This window comes from Streptomyces sp. NPDC050145 (assembly GCF_044460245.1).
Classification (GTDB): domain Bacteria; phylum Actinomycetota; class Actinomycetes; order Streptomycetales; family Streptomycetaceae; genus Streptomyces.
The window spans coordinates 622,541-644,749 of record NZ_JBITJS010000002.1; the positions used below are offsets into that span (position 1 = coordinate 622,541).

Annotated in this window: 23 protein-coding genes; 11 read left to right on the forward strand and 12 right to left on the reverse strand. The window is 72.7% G+C overall.

Annotated elements, in window-relative coordinates:
* Positions 1–71: 71 nt before the first annotated feature.
* Positions 72–677 carry a GTP cyclohydrolase I FolE gene (folE, locus tag ACIBTU_RS06375; protein ID WP_399124749.1) on the forward strand — a complete coding sequence of 202 codons (606 nt, stop codon included), beginning with the start codon at positions 72–74 and terminating at the stop codon, positions 675–677.
* A gap of 30 nt (positions 678–707) precedes the next feature.
* Here folE and ACIBTU_RS06380 read toward each other — a convergent pair whose 3' ends face one another.
* From ACIBTU_RS06380 to ACIBTU_RS06405, 6 genes are all read right to left on the reverse strand, one after another.
* Complete coding sequence (locus ACIBTU_RS06380; RefSeq protein WP_399124750.1) at positions 708–1,193, reverse strand: DUF3180 domain-containing protein; 486 nt, start codon at positions 1,191–1,193, stop codon at positions 708–710.
* A 76-nt stretch (positions 1,194–1,269) separates the two neighbouring features.
* The gene (folK, locus tag ACIBTU_RS06385) at positions 1,270–1,869 is read right to left on the reverse strand and encodes a 2-amino-4-hydroxy-6-hydroxymethyldihydropteridine diphosphokinase (protein WP_399124751.1); all 600 of its coding nucleotides are present in this window, start codon (positions 1,867–1,869) and stop codon (positions 1,270–1,272) included.
* Positions 1,866–2,225, reverse strand: a complete 360-nt coding sequence (gene folB, locus ACIBTU_RS06390) for a dihydroneopterin aldolase (RefSeq protein ID WP_399124752.1) — start codon at positions 2,223–2,225, stop codon at positions 1,866–1,868. Before folB ends, folK begins: the two co-directional genes overlap by 4 nt.
* Positions 2,226–2,436: 211 nt before the next feature.
* A complete protein-coding gene (locus ACIBTU_RS06395) occupies positions 2,437–3,018 on the reverse strand; it encodes a nuclear transport factor 2 family protein (protein ID WP_399124753.1) in 582 nt (193 codons plus the stop codon).
* Complete coding sequence (gene folP, locus ACIBTU_RS06400; RefSeq protein ID WP_399124754.1) at positions 3,015–3,878, reverse strand: dihydropteroate synthase; 864 nt, start codon at positions 3,876–3,878, stop codon at positions 3,015–3,017. The genes ACIBTU_RS06395 and folP overlap by 4 nt, the downstream gene beginning before the upstream one ends.
* On the reverse strand, positions 3,875–5,905 hold the full coding sequence (locus ACIBTU_RS06405) for a phosphatidylglycerol lysyltransferase domain-containing protein (RefSeq protein ID WP_399124755.1): 2,031 nt from the start codon (positions 5,903–5,905) through the stop codon (positions 3,875–3,877). Before ACIBTU_RS06405 ends, folP begins: the two co-directional genes overlap by 4 nt.
* 212 nt (positions 5,906–6,117) lie before the next feature.
* On the opposite strand from ACIBTU_RS06405, the gene ACIBTU_RS06410 reads away from it, so the two are divergent.
* The gene (locus tag ACIBTU_RS06410; protein WP_399124756.1) at positions 6,118–7,227 is read left to right on the forward strand and encodes an alpha/beta hydrolase; all 1,110 of its coding nucleotides are present in this window, start codon (positions 6,118–6,120) and stop codon (positions 7,225–7,227) included.
* On the opposite strand, the gene ACIBTU_RS06415 is transcribed toward ACIBTU_RS06410, so the two are convergent.
* On the reverse strand, positions 7,217–8,365 hold the full coding sequence (locus ACIBTU_RS06415; protein WP_399124757.1) for an ABC transporter ATP-binding protein: 1,149 nt from the start codon (positions 8,363–8,365) through the stop codon (positions 7,217–7,219). The two genes, ACIBTU_RS06410 and ACIBTU_RS06415, sit on opposite strands and share 11 nt — an antisense overlap.
* A gap of 183 nt (positions 8,366–8,548) precedes the next feature.
* On the opposite strand from ACIBTU_RS06415, the gene ACIBTU_RS06420 reads away from it, so the two are divergent.
* From ACIBTU_RS06420 to ACIBTU_RS06435, 4 genes are all read left to right on the forward strand, one after another.
* Entirely contained in the window at positions 8,549–9,298 is a 750-nt protein-coding gene (locus ACIBTU_RS06420) for an ABC transporter permease (protein WP_399124758.1), read from the forward strand.
* Positions 9,295–9,963, forward strand: coding sequence for an ABC transporter permease (locus ACIBTU_RS06425; RefSeq protein ID WP_399124759.1), 669 nt, complete (start codon positions 9,295–9,297; stop codon positions 9,961–9,963). The genes ACIBTU_RS06420 and ACIBTU_RS06425 overlap by 4 nt, the downstream gene beginning before the upstream one ends.
* Positions 9,964–10,062: 99 nt before the next feature.
* The gene (locus ACIBTU_RS06430) at positions 10,063–11,031 is read left to right on the forward strand and encodes an ABC transporter substrate-binding protein (protein WP_399124760.1); all 969 of its coding nucleotides are present in this window, start codon (positions 10,063–10,065) and stop codon (positions 11,029–11,031) included.
* Between the two features lie 158 nt (positions 11,032–11,189).
* Positions 11,190–12,182: a hypothetical protein gene (locus tag ACIBTU_RS06435; protein WP_399124761.1), complete on the forward strand. Its 993-nt coding sequence runs from the start codon at positions 11,190–11,192 to the stop codon at positions 12,180–12,182.
* A 252-nt stretch (positions 12,183–12,434) separates the two neighbouring features.
* Here the strand turns inward: ACIBTU_RS06435 and ACIBTU_RS06440 are convergent, their stop codons facing one another.
* Positions 12,435–13,784 carry a PH domain-containing protein gene (locus tag ACIBTU_RS06440; RefSeq protein WP_399124762.1) on the reverse strand — a complete coding sequence of 450 codons (1,350 nt, stop codon included), beginning with the start codon at positions 13,782–13,784 and terminating at the stop codon, positions 12,435–12,437.
* Positions 13,781–14,323: a PH domain-containing protein gene (locus ACIBTU_RS06445; RefSeq protein WP_399124763.1), complete on the reverse strand. Its 543-nt coding sequence runs from the start codon at positions 14,321–14,323 to the stop codon at positions 13,781–13,783. Before ACIBTU_RS06445 ends, ACIBTU_RS06440 begins: the two co-directional genes overlap by 4 nt.
* A 31-nt stretch (positions 14,324–14,354) precedes the next feature.
* Between ACIBTU_RS06445 and ACIBTU_RS06450 the strand changes: the two genes are divergently transcribed.
* Positions 14,355–15,506 carry an NADH-quinone oxidoreductase subunit D gene (locus ACIBTU_RS06450; RefSeq protein WP_399124764.1) on the forward strand — a complete coding sequence of 384 codons (1,152 nt, stop codon included), beginning with the start codon at positions 14,355–14,357 and terminating at the stop codon, positions 15,504–15,506.
* Here the strand turns inward: ACIBTU_RS06450 and ACIBTU_RS06455 are convergent.
* Entirely contained in the window at positions 15,471–16,508 is a 1,038-nt protein-coding gene (locus tag ACIBTU_RS06455; protein ID WP_399124765.1) for an SAM-dependent methyltransferase, read from the reverse strand. The two genes, ACIBTU_RS06450 and ACIBTU_RS06455, sit on opposite strands and share 36 nt — an antisense overlap.
* Before the next feature lie 118 nt (positions 16,509–16,626).
* Between ACIBTU_RS06455 and ACIBTU_RS06460 the strand changes: the two genes are divergently transcribed.
* The 3 genes from ACIBTU_RS06460 (at position 16,627) to ACIBTU_RS06470 (ending at position 19,404) form a co-directional block, all read left to right on the forward strand.
* Positions 16,627–17,832 carry a sensor histidine kinase gene (locus ACIBTU_RS06460; protein WP_399124766.1) on the forward strand — a complete coding sequence of 402 codons (1,206 nt, stop codon included), beginning with the start codon at positions 16,627–16,629 and terminating at the stop codon, positions 17,830–17,832.
* Between the two features lie 76 nt (positions 17,833–17,908).
* The gene (locus ACIBTU_RS06465) at positions 17,909–18,583 is read left to right on the forward strand and encodes a response regulator (protein WP_399124767.1); all 675 of its coding nucleotides are present in this window, start codon (positions 17,909–17,911) and stop codon (positions 18,581–18,583) included.
* A 188-nt stretch (positions 18,584–18,771) separates the two neighbouring features.
* Entirely contained in the window at positions 18,772–19,404 is a 633-nt protein-coding gene (locus ACIBTU_RS06470) for an AAA family ATPase (protein WP_399124768.1), read from the forward strand.
* Positions 19,405–19,407: 3 nt separating this feature from the next.
* Here ACIBTU_RS06470 and ACIBTU_RS06475 read toward each other — a convergent pair whose 3' ends face one another.
* A complete protein-coding gene (locus ACIBTU_RS06475) occupies positions 19,408–20,514 on the reverse strand; it encodes a DUF5937 family protein (RefSeq protein ID WP_399124770.1) in 1,107 nt (368 codons plus the stop codon).
* 155 nt (positions 20,515–20,669) lie between these two features.
* On the opposite strand from ACIBTU_RS06475, the gene ACIBTU_RS06480 reads away from it, so the two are divergent.
* The gene (locus tag ACIBTU_RS06480) at positions 20,670–20,885 is read left to right on the forward strand and encodes a hypothetical protein (protein WP_399124771.1); all 216 of its coding nucleotides are present in this window, start codon (positions 20,670–20,672) and stop codon (positions 20,883–20,885) included.
* Positions 20,886–20,952: 67 nt separating this feature from the next.
* On the opposite strand, the gene ACIBTU_RS06485 is transcribed toward ACIBTU_RS06480, so the two are convergent.
* Entirely contained in the window at positions 20,953–22,098 is a 1,146-nt protein-coding gene (locus ACIBTU_RS06485; RefSeq protein ID WP_399124772.1) for a threonine aldolase family protein, read from the reverse strand.
* Positions 22,099–22,209: the final 111 nt, after the last annotated feature.

A 22,209-nucleotide genomic window follows, 5' to 3' on the forward strand; every position in this document is an offset into this window, starting at 1 on the left:
CCGTGTGGGGGACGCGGCCTTTTTTCGTGGACACGGGCCGCGTCGGACATCCGCTTGAGGAAGAGGCACAGATGACCGACCCGGTGACGCTGCACGGTGAGGGCCCGATCGGCGAGTTCGACGAGAAGCGGGCCGAGAACGCCGTACGCGAACTGCTCATCGCGGTCGGCGAGGACCCGGACCGTGAGGGCCTGCGGGAGACGCCGGCGCGGGTCGCCCGGGCGTACAAGGAGATATTCGCGGGTCTGTGGCAGAAGCCCGAGGACGTGCTGACGACGACGTTCGACCTGGGGCACGACGAGATGGTCCTGGTGAAGGACATCGAGATCATCTCGAGCTGTGAGCACCACCTCGTGCCGTTCGTGGGCGTCGCGCACGTGGGGTACATCCCGTCGGCGGACGGCAAGATCACCGGCCTGTCCAAGCTGGCCCGGCTCGCCGACGTCTACGCCCGCCGTCCGCAGGTGCAGGAGCGGCTGACCACGCAGATCGCGGACTCCCTGATGGAGATCCTGGAGCCGCGCGGCGTCATCGTCGTCGTCGAGTGCGAGCACATGTGCATGACGATGCGGGGCGTGCGCAAGCCCGGCGCGAAGACGATCACCTCGGCGGTCCGCGGTCAGCTGCGCGACCCCGCCACGCGCAACGAGGCGATGAGCCTCATCATGGCGCGCTAGCACCGCGCTAGCACCGCGCCAGGGCCGCGTTCAGGCCGTGGTGGCCGTGCCCTTCGTGTCGTCGTCGTCCTCCGGGAGCCGGCAGACGTGCTGCAGGAACAGGGCCGCGGCCATCACGCCGATGCCCGCGACGACGGAGAATCCGGCGTAGACCGCCTGGTCCCGGCGGGGCGCCACGTCCAGGTGCTCCAGCAGGAACGCGAACGTGCCGCCGTACATCCCGGAGACGAGCGCGGCGACCAGTGCGCTGGCCTGTCCGAAGACGAGGGCGCGGGCGGCCATCATCGGGTCGACGCCCCGCGCGTCGGGGCGGCGGGCGCGCTGGGCCTTCAGCCGGGACCGGATGGAGAGCGCCGTCGCCAGCAGGACGAGGGCGATCAGGGCGAGGACGACGGGGGCGGCCGGGGGGACGCGGGGCAGTGTGCCCACCGCGTTCCACAGCCGGGCGCCCGCCCAGGACAGGACGCCCGCCACCGCGAAGAGTCCGGCGAGCGTCCTGATCCGCAGTTGCTTCATCCCCGTGGTCGCCCTTCAGATGTCTACGGTCGTCCACGACCGCCCGGCTGCGGTCGTGCCCGCTAGACCCTAACGATTACTCGGGCAGCCGGAGTTCCAGGTCGGCGCGCGGGGCGATGCCCTCGCGGGTGACCTCGGCGAGCAGGGCGGCGACGGGTCCGCGGCCGGGCAGCTGGGCCTCCGGCTCCACGTCGTGCCAGGGGGCGAGCACGAAGGCGCGCTCGTGGGCCCGCGGGTGAGGGAGCGTGAGCACCGGGTCGTCCGAGACGACGTCCGCGTAGGCAACGATGTCGACGTCGATGGTGCGCGGGCCCCAGCGCTCGTCCCGCACCCGGTGGAAGGCTTCCTCGACCGCGTGGGCGCGCTCGAGCAGGGAGGACGGCGGCAGGGTCGTCTTGAGGATCACCACCGCGTTGAAGTACGAGGGCTGGGAGCCGGGGTCGACGCCCCAGGGCGCCGTCTCGTACACGGGGGAGACGGCTTTGATCCGGACTCCCGGGGTGTCCTCCAGGGCGTCCACGGCGCCCTGGAGGGTCTCCAGGCGGTTGCCCAGGTTCGAGCCGAGGGAGAGCACCGCGCGCTTCGGGTTCGACAGCGTGCTGTCGGCCGCGTCGACCTGCTCGACCACGGAGGCCGGCACCGGCTGGACGGTCGGGTCGAACTGCGTCTTGTTCATACTCGGCTCCGGGTGATGGTGACGGTCACGTCGTCGAAGGGCACGGTGATCGGCGCGTCCGGCTTGTGGACGCACACCTCGACCTCCAGCACCCCCTCGTGCTTCAGGCACGTCTGGGCGATGCGCTCGGCGAGCGTCTCGATGAGGTCGACCGGCTCGCCCTCGACGACGGCCACGACCTCCTCCGCCACGATGCCGTAGTGCACGGTCTTCGCCAGGTCGTCGTCGGCCGCCGCCGCCCGGGTGTCGAGTCCGATCACCAGGTCCACGATGAAGGTCTGGCCCTCCTCGCGCTCCTTGGGGAAGACGCCATGGTGCCCTCGGGCCTTGAGGCCGCGCAGCGCGACACGATCCACGCGAATCACTCCTGCAGTCGTCGGTAGGAGCCGGTCCCATCGATGTGCGGTCGCTGCGCCGGCTCGTTCGAATCTACCTGCGCGCACGGACATCGCTCGCCCGCGGGGGCTATGGACATCCGGCGCTCCGGCTGGTAGCCGCCCCTACCCATGTGGGGGCGCGGCCAACCTTGGGCCGGGGATTCCGGTGCTTTTCGGGCCGGGTACCCACTCAGGCGGGTGAGTCGCCCTCGCCCCGGTCGCCGTCGATGCCCCCGTCCATGCCCCCGTCCATGCCGCCGTCGAGCCGGCGGTCGATCTCCGCGTCGAGGTCGGACTCGTCGTCCGAGTCGGCGAGGACCGGGGAGGCGTGGTGGGACCACAACTTCCAGCCGTCACGGGTGCGCCGGAACACGTTCGTCGCGACGACGCGCTGGCCGACGAGCGGGCCGAGCTCCTCGCCGCCCTTGGGCGCGGGACCGCCGCTGAGGATGTTCTCCGTGCAGGTCACCAGGGCCGTGTCGGCGACCACGCTGATGTGCAGGTCGGTCAGGAAGAACTGGATGTACTCCGTGTTCGCCATGATCAGCGCGTAGCTGCGCAGGACCTCGCCGCGTCCGGTGAGCACCGGCCAGCCCGGATGGACGCAGCTGATCGAGGTGTCCTCGGCGTCGTCGGGGTCGGCGTCCTCGGCGTAGGCGACGTCCTCGGGGGCCAGCCACAGCGAGGTCAGTTCCTCGAAGTCGCCGCGCTCCAGGGCCTCGTAGAACGCGCGGTTGGCGTCGTCGACGGCCTGGATGTCGGTGTGGGTCACAGGGCTCCCTCGACCGCGCGGGCGACCCGGACGGCGTCGGCGGTGGCCCGGACCTCGTGGACGCGGACGGCCCAGGCGCCGGTGTGGGCGGCGATCGCGGAGACGGCGGCGGTGGCGGCGTCGCGCTCGCGGGCGGGCGGCGGGGCGCCCTGCCCGTCGGAGAGGACGTGGCCGAGGAACCGCTTGCGGGAGGCGGCGACCAGGACGGGGTGGCCGAGCGCGTGCAGGCGGTCGAGGTGGGCGAGGAGGGTCAGGTCGTGGCCGGCGTCCTTGGAGAAGCCGAGGCCCGGGTCGACGACGATGCGGTCGGGCGCGACGCCCCCGGCTATGACGGCGTCCACGCGTGCGCGGAGCTCGTCGACGACCTCCGAGACGACGTCCTCGTAGTGCCCGTGCACGGCGTCGCCCGCGAGGAGGCCGCGCCAGTGCATGACGACGAAGGGGGCGCCCGCGGCGGCGACGACCGGGATCATCGCGGGGTCGGAGAGGCCGCCGCTCACGTCGTTGACCAGAGCCGCGCCCGCCGCCAGGGACTGCTCGGCGACCTTGGCGCGCATGGTGTCCACGGACACGGTGACGCCCTCGGCGGCCAGGCCCCGCACGACGGGGATGACGCGCTTGAGCTCCTCGTCCTCGTCCACGCGCGTGGCGCCGGGACGGGTGGACTCGCCGCCGACGTCGACGAGGTCGGCGCCCTGGGCGACCAGGTCGAGGCCGTGCTTGACCGCGCGGGTGGTGTCGAACCAGCGCCCGCCGTCCGAGAAGGAGTCGGGCGTCACATTGACGACTCCCATGACCGCGCAGCGGTCCCATACGGGGAGATTGGCTACGTGGCCCCGGCGGACCTGCGACGTGCTCATGCTTCCAGCGTAGGTCTGTCCGGCGGGTCAGGCTGCACTCGGGTGGCCCGCTCCGCTCTGTGCCGGTGAGCGGGGTCCGGTGCGTCGAGATGCAAGGCGGAGGAGGGCGACAACGCGGAGCGTTGGCAACCGACGGCAACGCCGCAGGTCGGCGTGCCAGGCCCCGCGCCCGCGGCAGGGCCCGCCGGACAGACCTTGGGGCTGTGCGGGGGCTGCCTCGCGTCGCAGGGCTGATTCTTCGGGGAGCGGGGGCCGGGGAGGAGGCGGCGGGGGAGGGTGATGAAGCCCTCGGCCTGCATCGCGGCCCAGCCGATGCGGGGGAGGTCGCGCGGGGAGCCGTAGATGACGAAGCGGGGTTCCCAGCGGGGGCGGAACTTGGCGTTGAACTTGTAGAGCGACTCGATCTGGAACCAGCGGGACAGGAACACGAGCAGGCCGCGCCAGGCCCGCAGGACGGGCCCCGCGCCGATCTTCTCGCCGCGCGCGAGCGCGGCGCGGAACATGGCGAAGTTGAGCGACACGCGCGCGATGCCGTGCTCCGGGGCGGCCTGGAGGGCGGTCACGATCAGCAGCTCGTTCATCCCCGGGTCGGCGGCGCGGTCGCGGCGCATCAGGTCGAGGGAGACGCCGTCGGGCCCCCAGGGCACGAAGTGCAGCACGGCCCGCAGGTCTCCGTGGGGGCCCTGCGGGCCGTCGGCCTCCGGGGCCTTGTGGGCCGTGGCGATCAGGCAGTCGCCGTCGGCCGCGTCACCGATGCGGCCGAGCGCCATGGAGAAGCCGCGCTCGGTGTCCGTGCCGCGCCAGGCGTCGGCGGCGCGGCGGATCCGGTCCAGCTCGGCGGGGGAGAGGTCACGGACGCGCCGGACGCGGGTCTCGTAACCGGCGCGCTCGATCCGCTTCACCATCTGGCGGACATTGCGCATCGGCCGCCCCGCGAGGGAGAAATCCGCGACGTCCACCACCGCCTCGTCGCCCAGCTCCAGCGCGTCGAGCCCCGTCTCGCGGGTCCACACCTCGCCGCCGGTCTCGGAGCAGCCCATGACGGCCGGGGTCCAGGAGTGGGCCCGCGCCTCGTCCATGAAGCGCTCGATGGCGCCGGGCCAGGCCTCCACGTCCCCGACGGGGTCACCGCCGGCGAGCATCACCCCGGACACGACGCGGTAGCAGACGGCCGCCTTGCCGCTCGGGGAGAACACGACGGCCTTGTCGCGGCGCAGCGCGAAGTGGCCGAGCGAGTCACGGGCGCCGTGCCGCTCCAGAAGGGCGCGCAGCCGGGCCTCGTCGTCCTCGGTGAGGCCGGCCGCAGGATGCTCGGGGCGCAGCGCGAAGTAGATCGTGGTGAGTGCGGTGAGCATGCCGAGCGCGCCGAGCGAGAACGCGACCGTGGACGAGGTGCGGCCCGCGTAGTCCAGGGGGCCGTCGACGCCGAACAGCCCGTACAGGACGTGGGACAGACGGTCCGCCAGACTCGGGTCGCCCGTCAGCCTGTCCGGGTGCGCGCTCACGATCGCGAGGCCGAGCAGCAGCGAACCGGCGCCCATCACCACCAGGTTCGCCAGCGCGCGCCAGCGGCTGCGCGGGTCGGGCAGCGCGTCGAACTCGGCGCGGTGCCGGGCGAGGAGCCACAGCAGGGCGAGCGGGATGACGACTCCGGCGAGCGAGTGCCGGTACGCGAACTGGGCGCAGGCGCCGATCGGCAGCAGCACCACGCTGGCCCGCCAGGCCCGCCGCTTGCGCCGCCGCAGCCCGTGCGCGAGCAGGAGCAGCAGGACGCCGCAGCTGAGGGCGAGGGCGGCCGCGTACGGGCCGAGGGTGCCCGGCAGGACCTGGGCGAGGGCGTGCATGCGGCTGTGCCGGAAGCGCGGGAAGACGCCGGCCGCGACGTCGAGCAGCCCGACCAGGAGACCGGCCCGGGCGATCCAGGCCGGCACCGACTCCGGGCGGGGGCCGCGCACCACGCCGCCCACCACGCGCCGCAATCGTCCCGGAACGGCGTCCCGGCTTTGCGCATCTATCCTGACGAACATCGCATTTCCGTAGTTCTGCGAGAAGCGTGAACGGACATCCATATCGGGCATCCGCGACGTGCGCCCTCTAGGACGGACGCACCGGGAAGCGGGTTCACTCCCACCCGGAAAAGAGCCGTAAAGGGTGAGGAAAGCAGGAGAAAAGCCGCTGCCCCGCACGCGGCATGTCCGGGCACGTCCCACCACGTCGACGCGGAGGCGGAGAACAACCCATGGGTCTCACGAGTCACAAGGTGCTCGCCCTCGCGGTGCTGCTCGCCGTGGCCCTCTTCCTCGGCACCGTGCTGCTCTGGCCCCGCCTGGCGCGGCGTTCCTGGCGGTCCGTCAGCGGCCGCGTGGCCCTGCTGCTCGCCACCCAGCTGATGCTGTTCTGCGCGGTGGGCCTCGGGGTGAACCGGTCGTTCGGCTTCTACGCGTCCTGGGACGACCTGCTGGGCCGCGAGCAGGGCGAGGGCGTCGTCACGGACCAGGCAGGAGCGGCCGGCGCCGCCCGGACCGTGCACGCCGTGTCCGCGGGCGGCCTCACCGCACCGCCCGGCGCCCGGCCCGACACCCTGGGCCGCATCGAGAAGATCGAGGTCGTGGGCCGCGACACCCGCATCGCGAGCTCCGCGTACGTGTATCTGCCGCCGGAGTACTTCCAACAGAGGTACGCGGCACGTCACTTCCCGGCAGCGGTCGTCCTCACGGGCTATCCGGGCACCGCGGAGGCGCTCTACAAGGGGCTGCGGTATCCGCAGACCGCCTATCGGCTCGCGGCCGCGCACCGGATGCGGCCGATGATCCTCGTCATGCTCCGGCCGACCGTGGCGCCGCCGCGCGACACGGAGTGCGTGGACGTGCCGGGCGGCCCGCGCACCGAGACCTTCTTCGCGCGGGACCTGCCGGAGGCCGTCGCCGCCCGCTACCGCACCGAGAAGCAGTGGGGGATTGTCGGCGACTCCACCGGCGGCTACTGCGCCCTGAAGCTGGCCATGCACCACCCCGACGTCTACAGGGCGGGCGCCGGGCTCTCCGCGTACTACAGGGCGGCGCTCGACCCGACGACGGGCGACCTCTTCCACGGCGACCAGGAGCTGCGGAACCGGGCGGACCTCCTGTGGTCCCTCGACCGGCTGCCGCCGCCCGACACGTCCCTCCTGGTGACGACCAGCAGGCAGGGCGAGTACAACTACCCGGACACGATGGCGTTCCTGGGCAAGGTGAAGCCGCCCGCGCGCGTGGCGTCGATCGTCCTCGACAGCGGCGGGCACAACTTCAACACCTGGCGGCGGGAGATCCCGGCGACGCTCCGGTGGATGAGCGCCCGCCTCAGCGAATGATCTCCAGGTCCACGTCGGTGCGTGCGACGTCCTGCGCGTCGGCCGCGGTGGAGCGGCGCAGTGCCTCGTGCAGCCGGGCCGGGGTGAGGACACCCAGGAAGCGGCCCTCGGAGCGCTCGTCGATCACGGCGATCCAGCCCGCGTCGTGCTGGAGCATCGTCGCGAACGCCTGCTTCAGGGAGGCGCCCACGGGCAGCCAGGCCTCCATGCGGCGGGCGTGGTCCCGTACGGTCTCGCCCTTCGCCGCCTCGCGCGCGTGGTCGGCGGAGATCCAGCCGTGCAGGTTTTCCTCGCCGTCCAGGACGACGGCCCAGCGGGCGTCGAGCTCGCGGGGCAGCGGGTCGTCGAGGTGGACGACGGGCGGCTGCTCCAGGTCGCTCTCCTCGATGGGCGTCACCGAGAGGCGCTTCAGGCCCCGGTCCGCGCCGACGAAGTCGGCCACGTAGGGGGTGGCGGGGGCGCCGAGGACCGCGGCCGGGGTGTCGAACTGCTCGACGCGGCCCTGCCCGTAGACGGCGATGCGGTCGCCGAGACGGACCGCCTCCTCGATGTCGTGCGTGACGAACAGGACGGTCTTGCCGAGCGTGCGCTGCAGGCGCAGGAACTCGGTCTGCAGACGGTCGCGCACCACCGGGTCGACGGCGCCGAAGGGCTCGTCCATCAGCAGCACCGGCGGGTCCGCCGCGAGCGCGCGGGCCACGCCGACCCGCTGGCGCTGGCCGCCGGAGAGCTGCTCGGGGTAGCGCTCGCCGAAGACCTTCGGGTCCAGGCCCACCAGGTCGAGCAGTTCGGCGGCGCGGGCGCGGGCCTCGGTGCGCCGCACGCCGAGCAGGTGCGGGACCGTCGCCGTGTTGTCGAGGACCGTCCTGTGCGGGAAAAGGCCCACCTGCTGGATGACGTATCCGATACGACGGCGCAGCTTCACCGGATCGATTTCGGATATGTCGTCGCCGTCGAGGAATATCCGGCCCGCGGACGGTTCGACGAGCCGGTTCACCATTTTCATCGTCGTGGTCTTGCCGCAGCCCGACGGGCCGACCAGCGTGACCAGTTCGCCCGCGTTCACCTCGAAGGACAGATCGTCGACGGCAGTTGTGCCGTCCGCGTACCGCTTGCTGACGTGCTCGAACCGGATCATGGGGCCCCATTCTGCCGCCAAGGGTCCGCAGTTGTGTGAAGGCGGTGTTGCGGGGAGGGGGTGGGCATCGGCCGTTGTCAGTGGCGGCCGTTAGGGTCGTCCGCAGTTCGAAAAGTGCCGGCGACGACCGTGCGGGGGTGCGGCCGACGGCATACGTCCGGGGAATCGGGGGAGGCGGGCGGGGTGAGCGAGCGGAACTGCCTGGTGCGCAATGACTGGGTGTGCGGCGAGTATCTGCGCACCCGCAGCCAGGAATTGGTCGACGCGACCGTGCAGCACGTGGGGATCACCCTCGCATCGGTGGTGATCGGGGTCCTGATCTCCTTGCCGCTCGCGCTGCTCGCGCGCCGCGGGCGGGCTTTCGCGGCGCCGGTGCTCGGCCTGACGACCGTGCTCTATTCCATTCCCTCGCTCGCGATGTTCTCCCTGCTGCTGCCCCTGTTCGGACTCTCACCGGCTCTCGTGATCACCGGGCTCGTCCTGTATTCGCTGACGATTCTCGTGCGGAACACATTGGCGGGACTCCAGTCCGTCCCCGAGGAGGCCACCGAGGCGGCCCGCGGGATGGGATACGGGCCGCTGCGCCTGCTGTGGGAGGTCGAACTGCCGCTGGCGCTGCCCGCGTTGCTGGCCGGGGTGCGGATCGCGACGGTGTCCACGGTGGCGCTCACCACGGTCGGCGCGATCGTCGACTACGGGGGCCTCGGCACGCTGATCCTCAACGGCCTCGACAGCGACTTCAAGGCACAGGTGCTGACCGCGTCCGTGCTGTGCGTGGCCCTCGCGGTCCTCGCCGACCTGCTGCTGCTCGGCCTCCAGCGGTGGCTGACGCCCTGGACGCGGGCCGCGGCGGGGCGGGGCCCGCGCCGGGCCCGCAGACGCGATGCGGCGGCGGCGCCGACGGTGGCCTCCGAGCCCGAGAAGGTGGCATGAACGCGATATCGGGTGCCTACGACTGGCTGTCCACCGGCGCCAACTGGCAGGGCGAGAAGGGCGTGTGGCACCGGCTCGCCGAGCACCTGTACTTCAGTGGCGTCGCGCTGGGCATCGCCTGCCTGATCGCGCTGCCGCTCGCCCTGTGGCTCGGGCACATCGGCCGGGGCGGCGCCCTCGCGGTCAATGTGTCGAACGTGGGGCGCGCGGTGCCCACGCTGGCCGTCCTGGTGCTGCTCACGCTGACCCCGCTGGGCCGGCACGGCGATGTGCCGACGCTGATCGCGCTGGTCCTCTTCGCGGTGCCGCCGCTGCTGACGAACGCGTACGTGGGCGTGCGCGAGGTGGACCGTTCGGTGGTGGAGGCCGCGCGGGGCATGGGCATGAGCGGCGGCCAGGTCTTCGCCCGGGTCGAGCTGCCGCTGGCGTACCCGCTGGTGATGACCGGGCTGCGCTCGGCGGCGGTGCAGGTGATCGCGACGGCGACGCTGGCCGCGATGGCCGGCGAGGGCGGGCTCGGACGGATCATCACCGCCGGGTTCAACCTCCAGGACACACCGCAGGTGGTCGCGGGGGCGGTCCTCGTGGCGGCGCTCGCGCTGGCCGTGGAGGGCCTGTTCGTGGCCGTGGGGCGGCTGTGCGACCCGATGCGGGGGCGGGCGTGAGCAGCCGTTCACGCGCTTCTTCCACGCGTTGATTCATCCGGTTTCGGCAAGGTCATCGGCAAGGTCATCGGCAAGGTCTTCGGCACAACGAGGAGAGTCATGAACAGCAGGACACGCAGGGCGGCGCTCGCGGCCGTGGCGGTGGGCGCGCTGACGGTGGGGCTGGCCGCGTGCGGCGGCGACAGCCTGGAGGGCAAGGACGACGCGGGCTCCGGCGGCTCGGGCGGCGGCAAGGGAAAGGTCGTCGTGGGCGCCGCGAGTTTCACCGAGGCGAAGGTTCTCGGTGAGCTGTACCGGCAGATACTCGACGACGCCGGATACGACGCCTCGGTGAAGACCGTCGAGAACCGGGAGATCTACGAACCGCAGCTCGCCAAGGGCGCGATCGACGTGGTGCCCGAATACGCGGCGACGCTCGCCGAATTCCTCAACCTGAAGAAGAACGGCGCGAAGGCGGAGCCGGTCGCCTCCAGCGATGTCGACGCCACGGTGAAGGCGCTGCGCGGGCTCGCCGGGCCGGAGGGACTGAAGGTCCTGGACGCGGGCGGGGCCGTCGACCAGAACGCGTTCGCGGTGAGCGAGAGCTTCGCGAAGAAGCACAAGCTGAAGACGCTTTCGGATCTCGGCGCTTCCGGCCAGAAGGTCAAGATCGCGGCGGGTGACGAATGCGAGCAGCGGCCGTTCTGCGCGCCGGGTCTGGAGAAGACGTACGGGATCGACGTCGCGGGCATCGACCCCAAGGGCGTCGGGACCACCCAGGCCAAGCAGGCGGTGAAGAACGGCACGGATCAACTGGTCCTGACGACCACGACCGACGCGACGCTGGAGAACTTCGGGCTCGTCCTTCTGGAGGACGACAAGAAGCTCCAGAACGCGGACAACATCATTCCGGTTGTGAACGCGAAGGACGCGGGTGACAAGGCGATCGCCGACGTGCTTGGGAAGCTGACGAAGACGCTCACGACCGACGATCTGGTGGAGCTGAACCGGAAGGTCGACGCGGAGCGCCAGAAGGAGGCCGATGTGGCGAAGGAATATCTGGAGTCGAAGGGCCTCATCGGTAAATGATCTTGAGGGTGGGGCGGATGCGCGGGGACGGATGCGCGCGGGCGGATGACGCCAAGTGATCGGTCATGCGCGTAAGTTCGGCCATTTTCCCGAGGGGTCTGCCCGGATTTTGCCGGGCGGGGCTTCGCGATTCGCCTACGCGCGGTAAGTTTCTGGCCATGCCACGTGGACGTCACCGCCATTCCCCACCCCTGCACCGCATGTTGCCCCCTTCGGTGATCGCCGGTGTGCCGCTCGTCTGCGCGGGCGGCGCCTGGCTGTCCGGCGATCCGCTGGTCCTGCGCGGGATCACCGCCGTCGCCGCGGCCGCCGCGGTGGTCGGCGCCGTCGTGATGCGCCGCTGGGACCGCTTCGCCGGCAAGCAGGTCGCCGAGCTGAACCGGGGCGCGGCGAGCGAGCGCTGGCGGCACGAGGAGGCGGTGGCCGAGCTGGAGGGCGACCTCGAGGAGTCGCGCGAGCTGCGCACCCGCCTGGAGGCCAAGCTCCGTTCCAAGCGCGCCGAACTGGCCGCGCTGCGCGGTGAGCACGCCGCGCTGCTGCGCCGGTACGCGAACGCGGAGACCGAGCGGGCCAGCGCCCTCGAGGGCCGGCGCCGGCTCGCGATAGAGAGCGCCGCCCCGGCCAGGGCGCTGCCGCCCGTGGGTGCGACGACGCCGGGCGGCGGCGTGACCCCCTCGCTCTACCTGAAGGCCAACGCGGCGCTCGACCGGATGGCCGCGGCGGGCGAGCCCGAGGTCGCGGAGGAGGCGGATTCCCGGGGGAAGTCCTCGGCGGCGTCCGGCCACTCCCTGGTTCCGGCCGTCGCGACCGTGATGCCCCCGGCCCCCGTGCGCAGGGCGCTGATCGGTGGCTTCGACTTCTTCGGCACGGCGCGCTCCGCGCAGGAGCAGGATCTCGCCGATGTCGTCGGCGAGGAGCTGGCCGCCGACGTCGCCGCGGAGCGGCGGACCGCCGAGGGGGCACGGCAGGAGCGCTCGGAGGCGTCGGCCGCGCCCGATGACGCGACCGGTGCGGAGCACGAGGCCGCGGCCGATGGCGATGTCGAGGCTGACGTCGATGCCGCGACCGGCCAGGAAGTCATCGACCTGACCGCGCACGACGAGACGGAGCAGATCGACGTCGGCGACCTCAGGACCGCCCTGCGCGCCTGATCCGCCGATCCCCTGTCGGGGGCCTGCGGTAGTCCGTCCCGTGCGGGTGGGTGGGGGCTGGTCGCGCAGTTCCCCGCGCCCCTGGAAGGCAGCGGCTTCGCCGCGCCTTCCCCAGATGAATGGCACCCCGCACCTTGATCGTGGAAATGCGACCCGGAGGGTCTGCATTTCAGGGGCGCGGGGAACTGCGCGACCAGCCCCCACCGGGGCCGCACCCGGCGACGACCCGCACCGCGCCCCGCGCCCCCGCGCTCAGCGCCGCGTCATCCAGCGATCCGGGCGCGCGTCGCGGCGGCCCGTGCGGGAGCGGTCGGCCTGGGCGCGGAGGAGCTCCGCGGCCTCCTGGGCGTCGCGGAGCGGGGCGGTCACCGTCTTGTTCGCGCCCGTGTCCAGGTGCAGGCTCGCGACCCGCCAGTACCGCTGCCAGGGGCCCTGAGTGAGGCGCACGCTCTGCACCTTGGCGTGCGGGACCAGGGCCAGGCGGCGCTGGAGCAGTCCGTGCCGGGACGCGAAGACCGTCTCCGTGACGGCGACCCCGTAGGAGCGCCACCACACCGGCACGCACCAGCGGGCGCGGCGCGGGGCCGGGGTGAAGTCGGCGGGCTTGGGCACGGCCGCGCCCGGCAGGATCCGCGCGACGACGTCCTCGGCGTGCTCGCGCGGGGCGACCGGGACCAGGACCGAGTTCGCCGAGCCCGCGACGTGCAGCTCGACCCGGACCCAGCCGCGCCGGCGCCACAGCAGCGGCTCGACGAAGCGCACGGTCTGCACCCGGCCCGGCGGGACCGTCTCGTGCACCCGGTCGAGCAGCCCGTGGTCGATGCGCAGCCCGTCCTGGGACTCGCCGACCGCCCAGTCGTACTCCTTGACGAAGCGCCCCGCGCTGTTGGTGAAGGCGCCGCCGGCCAGCGGCACGGCGACCGCGACGACCGTCCACAGGTTGTGGGTGGCGAACCACAGGAAGGACGGCACGACGACCGCGGCGAGCAGCATCGCCCAGGGCGCGCCCGTCAGGAGCAGCGCCGTGGCGAGCATCCGCGGGGGCGTGTGCAGGATCTGCCGGGAGGGCGCCTCGCCCACCTCGTGCGCCGACTCGGGGGCGAACCCGGCGGCCCGCGCGAGGAGTTCGGCCCGCAGAGCGCGCGCCTCCTTGTCGCCCAGGTAGGCGAGTTCGTCCTTCTTGTCGGCCCCGACGACGTCGAGTTTGAGTTTCGCGACGCCCGCGAACCGCGCGAGCAGCGGCTGCGTGATGTCGACGGCCTGGAGCCGGTCGAGCCGGATGTGGGCGGTGCGGCGGAACAACAGGCCCGTACGGATGCGCAGTTCGGTGTCCGTCACGGAGAAGTGCGTGAACCACCAGGTGAGGAAGCCGTACAGGGCGGCGGCCGGCACGAGCACGCCCAGGCCGACGATCAGCGTCGTAGCGGTCAGCTGGGCGAGCCGGCGCTGCGCCTCGTCCATGTCGTGCACGGCCCAGCCGAGCAGCACCGCGATCGGTGCCCACGCCCTGCGCAGGGGCGTGACGGGGTGCAGGCGCCGTTCTGCGGCGCCCGCGTCGGTCTCGGGGTCCCGGAGGTCGTCCGGGGCGTGCGGGGCCGTCACAGGCCCGCCGATCGGGCCTCGCCGAGCTCGGTGAGGCGGTCGCGCAGCCGCTCGGCCTCGGCCGGCACCAGGCCGGGGATCGTCGCGTCGGTCGCGGCGGCCGCGGTGTGCAGCTGGAGACTGGCCAGCCCGAACCGGCGCTCCAGCGGGCCCGAGGTCACCTCGACCAGCTGCATGCGCCCGTACGGCACGATCGTCTCCTCGCGCCACAGGACCCCGCGCGTGATCAGCAGGTCGTCGGCCCGCTCGGCGTACCGCCACGAGCGCCAGTTGCGCCCCAGCATCGGCCAGCCCCAGGCGAGCAGCGCCAGCGGCACCACGGCGAACGCGGCCCACGGCGGGCCCGCGAACACACCGAGCAGCACCCCGGCCGCCACGGCGGCCGGCACCAGCCACAGCACCAGGAGCAGCCGGCGCAGCTTCAGCAGGCCACGGGGCAGGCCCGTCCACACCGGACCGGGCCCGTCGGGTCCGTCAGGTCCGTCAGGCGCGTCCGAAGTGTCCACGGCGCCGGTGGTGCCCCTCGCCCCTGTATCCATGAGCCCACCCTACGTAGGAGAGACTGTCGGCATGACGCCCACGACTCAGGCCACGGTCGGCATCGGCGGTGCCGCGGAGAGCACCGACATGGTGCTCAACATCGGTCCGCAGCACCCCTCCACCCACGGTGTGCTGCGCCTGCGTCTCGTGCTCGACGGCGAGCGCATCCAGCACGCGGAGCCGGTGATCGGCTACATGCACCGCGGTGCGGAGAAGCTGTTCGAGGCGCGCGACTACCGGCAGATCGTGATGCTCGCCAACCGCCACGACTGGCTGTCCGCGTTCTCGAACGAGCTGGGCGTCGTGCTCGCCGTCGAGCGGATGCTCGGCATGGAGGTCCCCGAGCGCGCGGTCTGGCTGCGGACCCTGCTGGCCGAGCTGAACCGTGTGCTGAACCATCTGATGTTTCTGGGTTCGTACCCGCTCGAACTGGGCGGAATCACTCCGGTCTTCTACGCCTTCCGTGAGCGCGAGGAACTCCAGACCGTGATGGAGGAGGTCTCCGGCGGGCGCATGCACTACATGTTCAACCGCGTCGGGGGCCTCAAGGAGGACCTGCCCCAGGGATGGACCACGCGCGCGCGGGCGGCGGTCGCGGACGTGCGCTCCCGGATGGACGTCTACGACAACCTGGTGATCGGCAACGAGATCTTCCGCGGCCGCACGCGCGGCGTCGGCGTGCTGACCCGGGAGACGGCGCACGCCTACGGGGTGAGCGGCCCGATCGCCCGCGCCTCCGGCGTCGACTTCGACCTCAGGCGCGACGAGCCGTACCTCGCCTACGGGGAGCTCCAGGACACCCTGAAGGTCGTCACGCGGCAGGAGGGCGACTGCCTGGCCCGCTTCGAGTGCCTCCTGGAGCAGACGCACAACGCGCTGGACCTCGCCGACGCCGCCCTGGACCGGCTCGCCGAGCTGCCGCCGGGCCCCGTCAACCAGCGCCTCCCCAAGGTGCTCAAGGCGCCCGAGGGCCACACGTACGCGTGGACGGAGAACCCGCTCGGCATCAACGGCTACTACCTCGTCTCCAAGGGCGAGAAGACGCCGTACCGCCTGAAGCTGCGCTCCGCCTCCTACAACAACATCCAGGCGCTCACCGAGCTGCTGCCCGGCACGCTGGTCGCCGACATGGTGGCGATCCTCGGCTCACTGTTCTTCGTCGTCGGCGACATCGACAAGTAGCGCCCCGAGCGGGTCCTCGCCGGGCAGCCCCACCGGTTCGAGCAGCCAGCCGAAGTCGCCGAGCCCGCCCCGCGCGGTCAGCTCCGCCGCCTCACCGGCCCGCGCGAGCGCCCGTACGTAGGCGGCCGGGTCCTGCGAGGCCAGGGCGAGCGGGGGGCGGCCCGCGCGCACGCCGAGCGCGTGCAGGGCGGTCCGCTGCGGCACGATCCGGGCCCCCGGCGTCACGGCGCAGGCGTCGAGCGCCACGTGCGCGGTGATGTCGCAGGAGCCGTCCGGCACCGGCGCCGTCTCGCGGCCCTGCCGGAAACCCGTGAGCGTCCCGAAGGGCGGCCGTCCCTCGCGCGCGTGGGCGTAGTCCGCCGCGACCGCCGCACCGCGCTCCAGACAGCCCACGGCCGCCGCCCACGCCGTGTCACGCGGCAGCCCGACCTCGGCCCGCAGGCCCGGCTCGGCCGGCAGCGGCCACCAGGCGTCCAGCCAGCGCCGCGACGGCCCGTCCAGCGGCCCGTCCGCCAGGGTCTCGGCGCCGTCCGCGTCGACCAGGACCAGCCGGGGGACGCCGTTCTCGTCGGTCTCGACGACGTCGACCGGCACGTTGTCGAGCCACTCGTTCGCGAAGAGGAGGCCCGTGACGCCCTCCGGGGGCGCCGCGAGCCACTCGATCCGGTGATCGAGATCCGCGGGCCGCTCCGCCTTCTCGACCGCGCAGGCACGCACGCGTGCGGCCACACCGGGGGGCAGAACCTGGAGGACGCGCGTGACGAGCTCACCGCGGCCGGCCGCCATGTCGACGAAGGCCAGCTCCGGCGGCGAGCCCAGCGCGGCGTCCACCCGGCACAGCAGCGTGGCGACGGCGTCCGCGAACAACGCCGACGCGTGCACCGACGTACGGAAGTGCCCGGCGGGCCCCTCCGGCCCCCGGTAGAAGCCCTCCGGCCCGTACAGCGCCTCCTCGGCGGCCTCGCGCCACCCGCGCCTCTCGTCCTGTCGTACGTGATCCACCCGTGCAGGCTATGCGCAGGGGGCGCACGCGCCTCCACCTTGGGGAGTACGCGCGCCGGGCGCGGATCGGTCCTCCGGTTGACCCCCGCACACCCGGCGCTTGCCTACGCTGGGTGACGTGCAGCGCCTCTACGCCTTTCTCCGCAGACACCCGACGTGGGTCGACAGCTTCTGGGCCGTCGTCCTCCTCGGCCTGTCCGTGGTGAGCCTGAGTCCCGTCAACGGGGCGCCCGCGCACGACACCAACGTGGTCGCGGCCGTGGTGCTCTCCGTCGTCCTGTGCGTCGTCGTGGCGCTGCGGCGGCGGATGCCCGAGTTGATGCTCGTGCTCGCCGCGGTGTCGGGCCTGGCCCAGGTGGTCTTCGACGGCCGGGCCGTCGTGGCCGACTTCGCCCTGCTCGTGATCATCTACACGGTGGCGGCGAACGGCGCGAAGTGGGCGTCCCGCTTCGGCCTGATCGGCGGCCTGTGCGCGGCGCCGCTCGCCGAGCTGCGCTGGCCCACCGAGCACTCCAGCGGCCTCGGCCACCTGGCCATCACGATCTTCCAGATGGTGCCGTTCGCCCTCGCCTGGGTCCTCGGCGACTCGCTCAGCACCCGCCGCGCCTACCTCGCGCAGCTGGAGGAGCGGGCCAACCGCCTGGAGAAGGAGCGCGAGGCCCAGGCCAAGGTCGCGGTCGCGGCCGAACGGGCACGCATCGCCCGCGAGCTGCACGACGTCGTCGCGCACAACGTGTCGGTGATGGTCGTCCAGGCCGACGGCGCCGCCTACGTCATGGACGCCGCGCCCGACCAGGCCAAGAAGGCCCTGGAGACCATCTCCGGCACCGGCCGGCAGGCGCTCGCCGAGATGCGCCGGCTGCTCGGCGTGCTGCGCACGGGCGAGCCCGAGGAGGGCGGCGAGTACGTGCCGCAGCCGGACGTGCAGCAGATCGAGGACCTCGTCGAGCAGGTGCGCACGGCGGGCCTGCCCGTCGACTTCAAGGTCGAGGGCACCGCCCGCCCGCTGCCCAGCGGCGTCGAGCTCACCGCCTACCGCATCGTCCAGGAAGCGCTCACCAACACCCGCAAGCACGGCGGCTCCGACGTCGGCGCGAGCGTCCGCCTCGTCTACTTCGACGACGGGCTCGGCCTGCTTGTCGAGGACGATGGCAAGGGCGCCCCGCACGAGCTGTACGAGGACGGCGGCGCCGACGGCCGCGGCCACGGGCTCATCGGGATGCGCGAGCGCGTCGGTATGGTCGGCGGCACGCTGGACGCGGGCCCGCGCCCCGGCGGTGGCTTCCGCATCAGCGCCCTGCTGCCTCTCAAGCCCACGCATTGACACGTACCAGCGCCACCGGACCCGCACCGGCGCACGCACCGCTCCACCCCGCCCACCAGATGTGAGGACCCGCCCGATGTCGATCAAGGTGATGCTCGTCGACGACCAGGTGCTGCTGCGCACCGGTTTCCGGATGGTCCTGGCGGCCCAGCCGGACATGGAGGTCGTCGCCGAGGCGGGAGACGGCGTCGAGGCCCTCGAGGTGCTGCGCTCGACGTCCGTCGACGTGGTCCTCATGGACGTCCGCATGCCGAAGCTCGACGGCGTCGAGACGACCCGGCGTATCTGCTCGGAGCCGAACCCGCCGAAGGTGCTGATCCTGACCACCTTCGACCTGGACGAGTACGCGTTCTCCGGTCTGAAGGCGGGCGCCTCCGGCTTCATGCTCAAGGACGTGCCGCCCGGCGAGCTGCTCACCGCGATCCGGTCCGTGCACAGCGGCGACGCGGTCGTCGCCCCGTCCACCACCCGTCGGCTGCTCGACCGGTTCGCCCCGATGCTGCCCAGCACCACCAAGGAACCTCAGCACAAGCAGCTGGAGCGGCTCACCGAGCGCGAGCGCGAGGTCATGATCCTCGTCGCGCAGGGCCTGTCGAACGGCGAGATCGCGGCGCGGCTCGTGCTGTCCGAGGCCACCGTGAAGACCCACGTCGGCCGCATCCTGACCAAGCTCGACCTGCGCGACCGCGTCCAGGTCGTCGTCCTCGCCTACGAGACCGGACTGGTCCGCGCCGGCGGCGGACAGGGCTGACCGTCAGGGCCCAGGGGGTGTCTTGCCGATCTTCGTGGGCCCGCGACGCCCGGCACGCACTCTCGCCGCACCGGGCGAAGACCCAAGTAGCTCCGCTACGAGGGCCTGCGCCCGGCACGCCGAGAGCACGCACCGAACGCCGCAGGCTGATCCACGAAGATCGGCAGGACACCCCCTAAGCTCTGCGCATGCTGCTCTGGATCAACGGCCCTTTCGGTGGCGGGAAGACACAGACCGCGTACGAGGTGCGGCGACGGCTGCCCGGCAGCGTCGTCTGCGACCCGGAGCACATCGGCTTCGGGCTGCACCGCACGCTGCCGCCCGAACTCCGCGAGGACTTCCGGGACTTGACCGCGTGGCGGGCGGGCGTCCTGGAGACGCTCGACCTCGCGCTCACCCGGCACGACGGGCACGTCGTCGTCCCCATGACGCTCACCGACCCCGCGCACCACGAGGAGATCCTCGGCGGGCTGCGCGAACGGGGTCACGACGTACGGCACTTCACGCTCCTCGCCTCCCGCGAGACCGTCCTGCGGCGCCTGCGTGAGCGCGGACTCGGGCACGTCCTGCGGTTCGTCGTCGGCAAGGAGGGCGTCCTGAAGCGGGAGAGCTGGGCGGTGGGGCAGCTCGACCACTGTCTGGAACGGCTGCGCGAGCCGGAGTTCGCCGAGCATCTGTGGACCGACGACACGACGGTCGCCAAGACGGCCGACCGCATCGCCGTGCTGTCCGGACTGACGCTGACACCGAACCGGGACGGCGCCCTGAAGGGCCGCGCCCGCCGCGCCCTCGTCGGTGTCCGGCACATCCGCCTGGACTGAGCCTCAGCGCAGTACGCCCTCGATGAAGTCGGCGCCGAGCCGGGACACCAGGCCCAGGTCCAGCTGGTGCTGCACGTACCGGCCGTGCCGCCGCGTCGTGACCAGACCGGCCTTCTTCAGGACGGACAGGTGCCGGGAGATCTCCGGCGCCGTCATCCCGTACGCGTCGGCCAGCTCGCCCGTCGTGTACGAACCCCGCGCCAGGTGCCGGCACAGGCGCATCCGGACCGGGTGCGCGAGCGCCGACATGCGCAGGGTCAGCTCCGCCACGGAGGGCGGCGCGGCGGGTCCCGGCGCCGCGCTCGGGTACAGGATCGTCGGCTGCCAGCCGTGCCGGTGCACGACGAACAGATGCGGCCAGCCCAGGCTCGTCGGCACCAGGAGCAGGCCCCCGTCCCCGGTCGAGGACTGTCCCTCGGACAGCTTGTCGACGATCACGGCGCCGCCCGCCTCGTCCATCGAGACCGCCCCGGACACCGAACCGAGGGCCTCGCGCAGCCCCTTGTGCCGCAGCAGCTGCGTCTTGTGCCGGGCGTCTGCCGCCAGCGGGTGCCGCACCCGCGCCCACATGTCGGCGAAGAACGCCTCGTCGCAGTCCTGCAGCAGCTCGCGGAACCAGGCCCGGATCGCCGGGGGATCGTCCAGCAGGCGCTGGGTGAAGCGCACCTGGTGCGCGCCGCGGGCCGCCGCGAGGTCCAGCGCCCGCTCCCGCGCGGCCGGGTCCGCGAGGCGTCCGGGGCCGCGCGTCGCGTAGTCCGTCTGGCAGGTGAACTCCAGGGCGGCGTCCACGAACTCCTCGTCCGACAGCTTGTCGAGCAGGTCGAGCTCCTCGGCCAGCGTGGCCCCGGGCAGCGTGCGCCGGCCCGGCGCCCCGGAGTACGGCGCGAACACGTCCGAGTACGTCGACCGCCACAGGAAGTCCGCCTCGCACAGCCGGTCCGCGAGGCACGGGTCGAGACAGGCGGACACGCTCGTCGTCCACGCCTGCAGCCCCGGGTGGTGCGCGGGCTCCGACAGCGCGTGCAGCGCCATGCCCAGCTCGGCCAGGGGCGAGGGCACGACATGGATCCGCTCCACGGGCAGCCCCGTGACGTCGATGCTCACGCTCATGACCCCATGGTGCACGCCGCCTGTGACAGTCCGGCCGCCGATTGACGGGACCCGTCAATCGGCGTGACCGGCGTGCGGGGCGGGCGCAGTCTCTTGGTCATCGGCCCCGATGCCGGGCGAACAGGCCCGTTCCGGGGCGCAGCGCGACAATCGACATGAGTGAGGTGATTTCGGTGCCCCTCCACGAGCAGTACGCACTCGACGTCTACCGGGCCGCCCAGCACGGCGAGCCCGCGCCGCCGGCCCCGGGCACGCACGACTGGGCCGTGTTCCGCGAACTCCGGGACTACCGCCGCTTCCGCGCCGTCCTGGCCGGCCGCCCGTCCCACGGCCGCCTCCGCGCGGCCCTGAGATCCCGGCTCGGATTCTGACCGGGGGCCGAGGCCGGGGCCGGGGCCGTCTCCGGGGCCGGGGTCGGGGCCGGGATCAGGATCAAGGTCAGGGCAGGCGCCGGACGAACTCCGCGACCGCCGCGTGGATGTCCTCGGCGCTCCAGTCCAGACCCGCCGCGGCGACCGTGACCTCCGTGAACGCCGTGCCCGGCGCCCCGGCCCCCGGGAACCAGCGCCCGAACAGCGACGCCTTCGTCTCCTCCGCCTGCTCCACCGAGGCCTGCGTCAGCACCTCGGCGTCGTAGGGCAGCCACACCTGGAACTGGTGGGTGTGCGGCGCCTCGGGATACACCCGCGACCACGCCACCCCGGCCGCGTCGAGTCCCTCCCGGATCGCCCGCGCCACTACGCGCGCGTGCCGCACGTACTCCGGCAGCCGCGGCAGCTCCCGGTCCAGGCCCGCGAGCGCCGCGATCGCCTGCGGGAACTGCTGGAACACCTGGCCGCCGTACCGGTGCCGCCAGGCCCTGGCCTCCTCGATCAGCGTCTCCGGGCCCGCGAGCACGGCGCCGCTGATCCCGCCGAGCGTCTTGTAGAGCGACACGTAGACGGTGTCCGCGAGCCCCGCGATCTCGTCCAGCGGCCGCCCGAAGTGCTCCGTGCACTCCCACAGCCGGGCCCCGTCGAAGTGCACGACCGCGTCCCGCGCGCGTGCCGCCTCGCAGACCTCCTCCAGCTCCTCCCACGAGGGCAGCAGATAGCCGGCGTCCCGCAGCGGCAGCTCGATCATCAGCGTGCCGAACGGCTCGTCCATGGCCTCGATCTCCGGCGCGGTGAACGGGCGCGGAGCGGTCGTCGGCTGCACCGTGCGCAGCCCGGCCAGCGTGGTCAGCGACTCCCGTTCGTGCTGTTCGGGGTGCGCCAGTGGATGCAGCGCCACCGTGTGGTTGCCGGTACGTCCCGCCCAGCAGCGCAGCGCGACCTGCTGCGCCATCGTGCCGGTCGGGAAGAACGCGGCCGCCTCCTTGCCGAGCAGCCCGGCGACCCGCTCCTCCAGGTCGGCGACGATCCCGTTCCCGTACAGGTCGATGTCCGCTTCCGCCGTGTCGCCCATCGCCGCGGCGATCTGCGCCATCCGCTCGCCCACCGTGGCCTGGCCGTGCCGGTGCGCCAGGGTGCGCTCGGCGCCCCGCCACGCGGCCAGTCTCCGCGCGGCCCGCGCCTTCTCGTCGCTCTCGTAGCTTCCGCTCATGCCGGGATCATGTCGCACCGGTTCTCGTACGGGCGCACGATTTATGTACGGCCTCACGGTCCGTGGGCGACCGAGGCCCGTCCGGGCAGATAGCGTTAACATGACGAGAAA

What these genes read in the sequence shown, in the direction of transcription:
- folE (WP_399124749.1), top strand. Translation starts at nt 72, where the DNA reads ATGACCGACCCGGTGACGCTGCACGGTGAGGGCCCGATCGGCGAGTTC.
- ACIBTU_RS06380 (WP_399124750.1), bottom strand. Translation starts at nt 1,193, where the DNA reads ATGAAGCAACTGCGGATCAGGACGCTCGCCGGACTCTTCGCGGTGGCG.
- folK (WP_399124751.1), bottom strand. Translation starts at nt 1,869, where the DNA reads ATGAACAAGACGCAGTTCGACCCGACCGTCCAGCCGGTGCCGGCCTCC.
- folP (WP_399124754.1), bottom strand. Translation starts at nt 3,878, where the DNA reads ATGAGCACGTCGCAGGTCCGCCGGGGCCACGTAGCCAATCTCCCCGTA.
- ACIBTU_RS06405 (WP_399124755.1), bottom strand. Translation starts at nt 5,905, where the DNA reads ATGTTCGTCAGGATAGATGCGCAAAGCCGGGACGCCGTTCCGGGACGA.
- ACIBTU_RS06410 (WP_399124756.1), top strand. Translation starts at nt 6,118, where the DNA reads ATGGGTCTCACGAGTCACAAGGTGCTCGCCCTCGCGGTGCTGCTCGCC.
- ACIBTU_RS06415 (WP_399124757.1), bottom strand. Translation starts at nt 8,365, where the DNA reads ATGATCCGGTTCGAGCACGTCAGCAAGCGGTACGCGGACGGCACAACT.
- ACIBTU_RS06425 (WP_399124759.1), top strand. Translation starts at nt 9,295, where the DNA reads ATGAACGCGATATCGGGTGCCTACGACTGGCTGTCCACCGGCGCCAAC.
- ACIBTU_RS06430 (WP_399124760.1), top strand. Translation starts at nt 10,063, where the DNA reads ATGAACAGCAGGACACGCAGGGCGGCGCTCGCGGCCGTGGCGGTGGGC.
- ACIBTU_RS06435 (WP_399124761.1), top strand. Translation starts at nt 11,190, where the DNA reads ATGCCACGTGGACGTCACCGCCATTCCCCACCCCTGCACCGCATGTTG.
- ACIBTU_RS06445 (WP_399124763.1), bottom strand. Translation starts at nt 14,323, where the DNA reads ATGGATACAGGGGCGAGGGGCACCACCGGCGCCGTGGACACTTCGGAC.
- ACIBTU_RS06450 (WP_399124764.1), top strand. Translation starts at nt 14,355, where the DNA reads ATGACGCCCACGACTCAGGCCACGGTCGGCATCGGCGGTGCCGCGGAG.
- ACIBTU_RS06465 (WP_399124767.1), top strand. Translation starts at nt 17,909, where the DNA reads ATGTCGATCAAGGTGATGCTCGTCGACGACCAGGTGCTGCTGCGCACC.
- ACIBTU_RS06470 (WP_399124768.1), top strand. Translation starts at nt 18,772, where the DNA reads ATGCTGCTCTGGATCAACGGCCCTTTCGGTGGCGGGAAGACACAGACC.
- ACIBTU_RS06475 (WP_399124770.1), bottom strand. Translation starts at nt 20,514, where the DNA reads ATGAGCGTGAGCATCGACGTCACGGGGCTGCCCGTGGAGCGGATCCAT.
- ACIBTU_RS06480 (WP_399124771.1), top strand. Translation starts at nt 20,670, where the DNA reads ATGAGTGAGGTGATTTCGGTGCCCCTCCACGAGCAGTACGCACTCGAC.
- ACIBTU_RS06485 (WP_399124772.1), bottom strand. Translation starts at nt 22,098, where the DNA reads ATGAGCGGAAGCTACGAGAGCGACGAGAAGGCGCGGGCCGCGCGGAGA.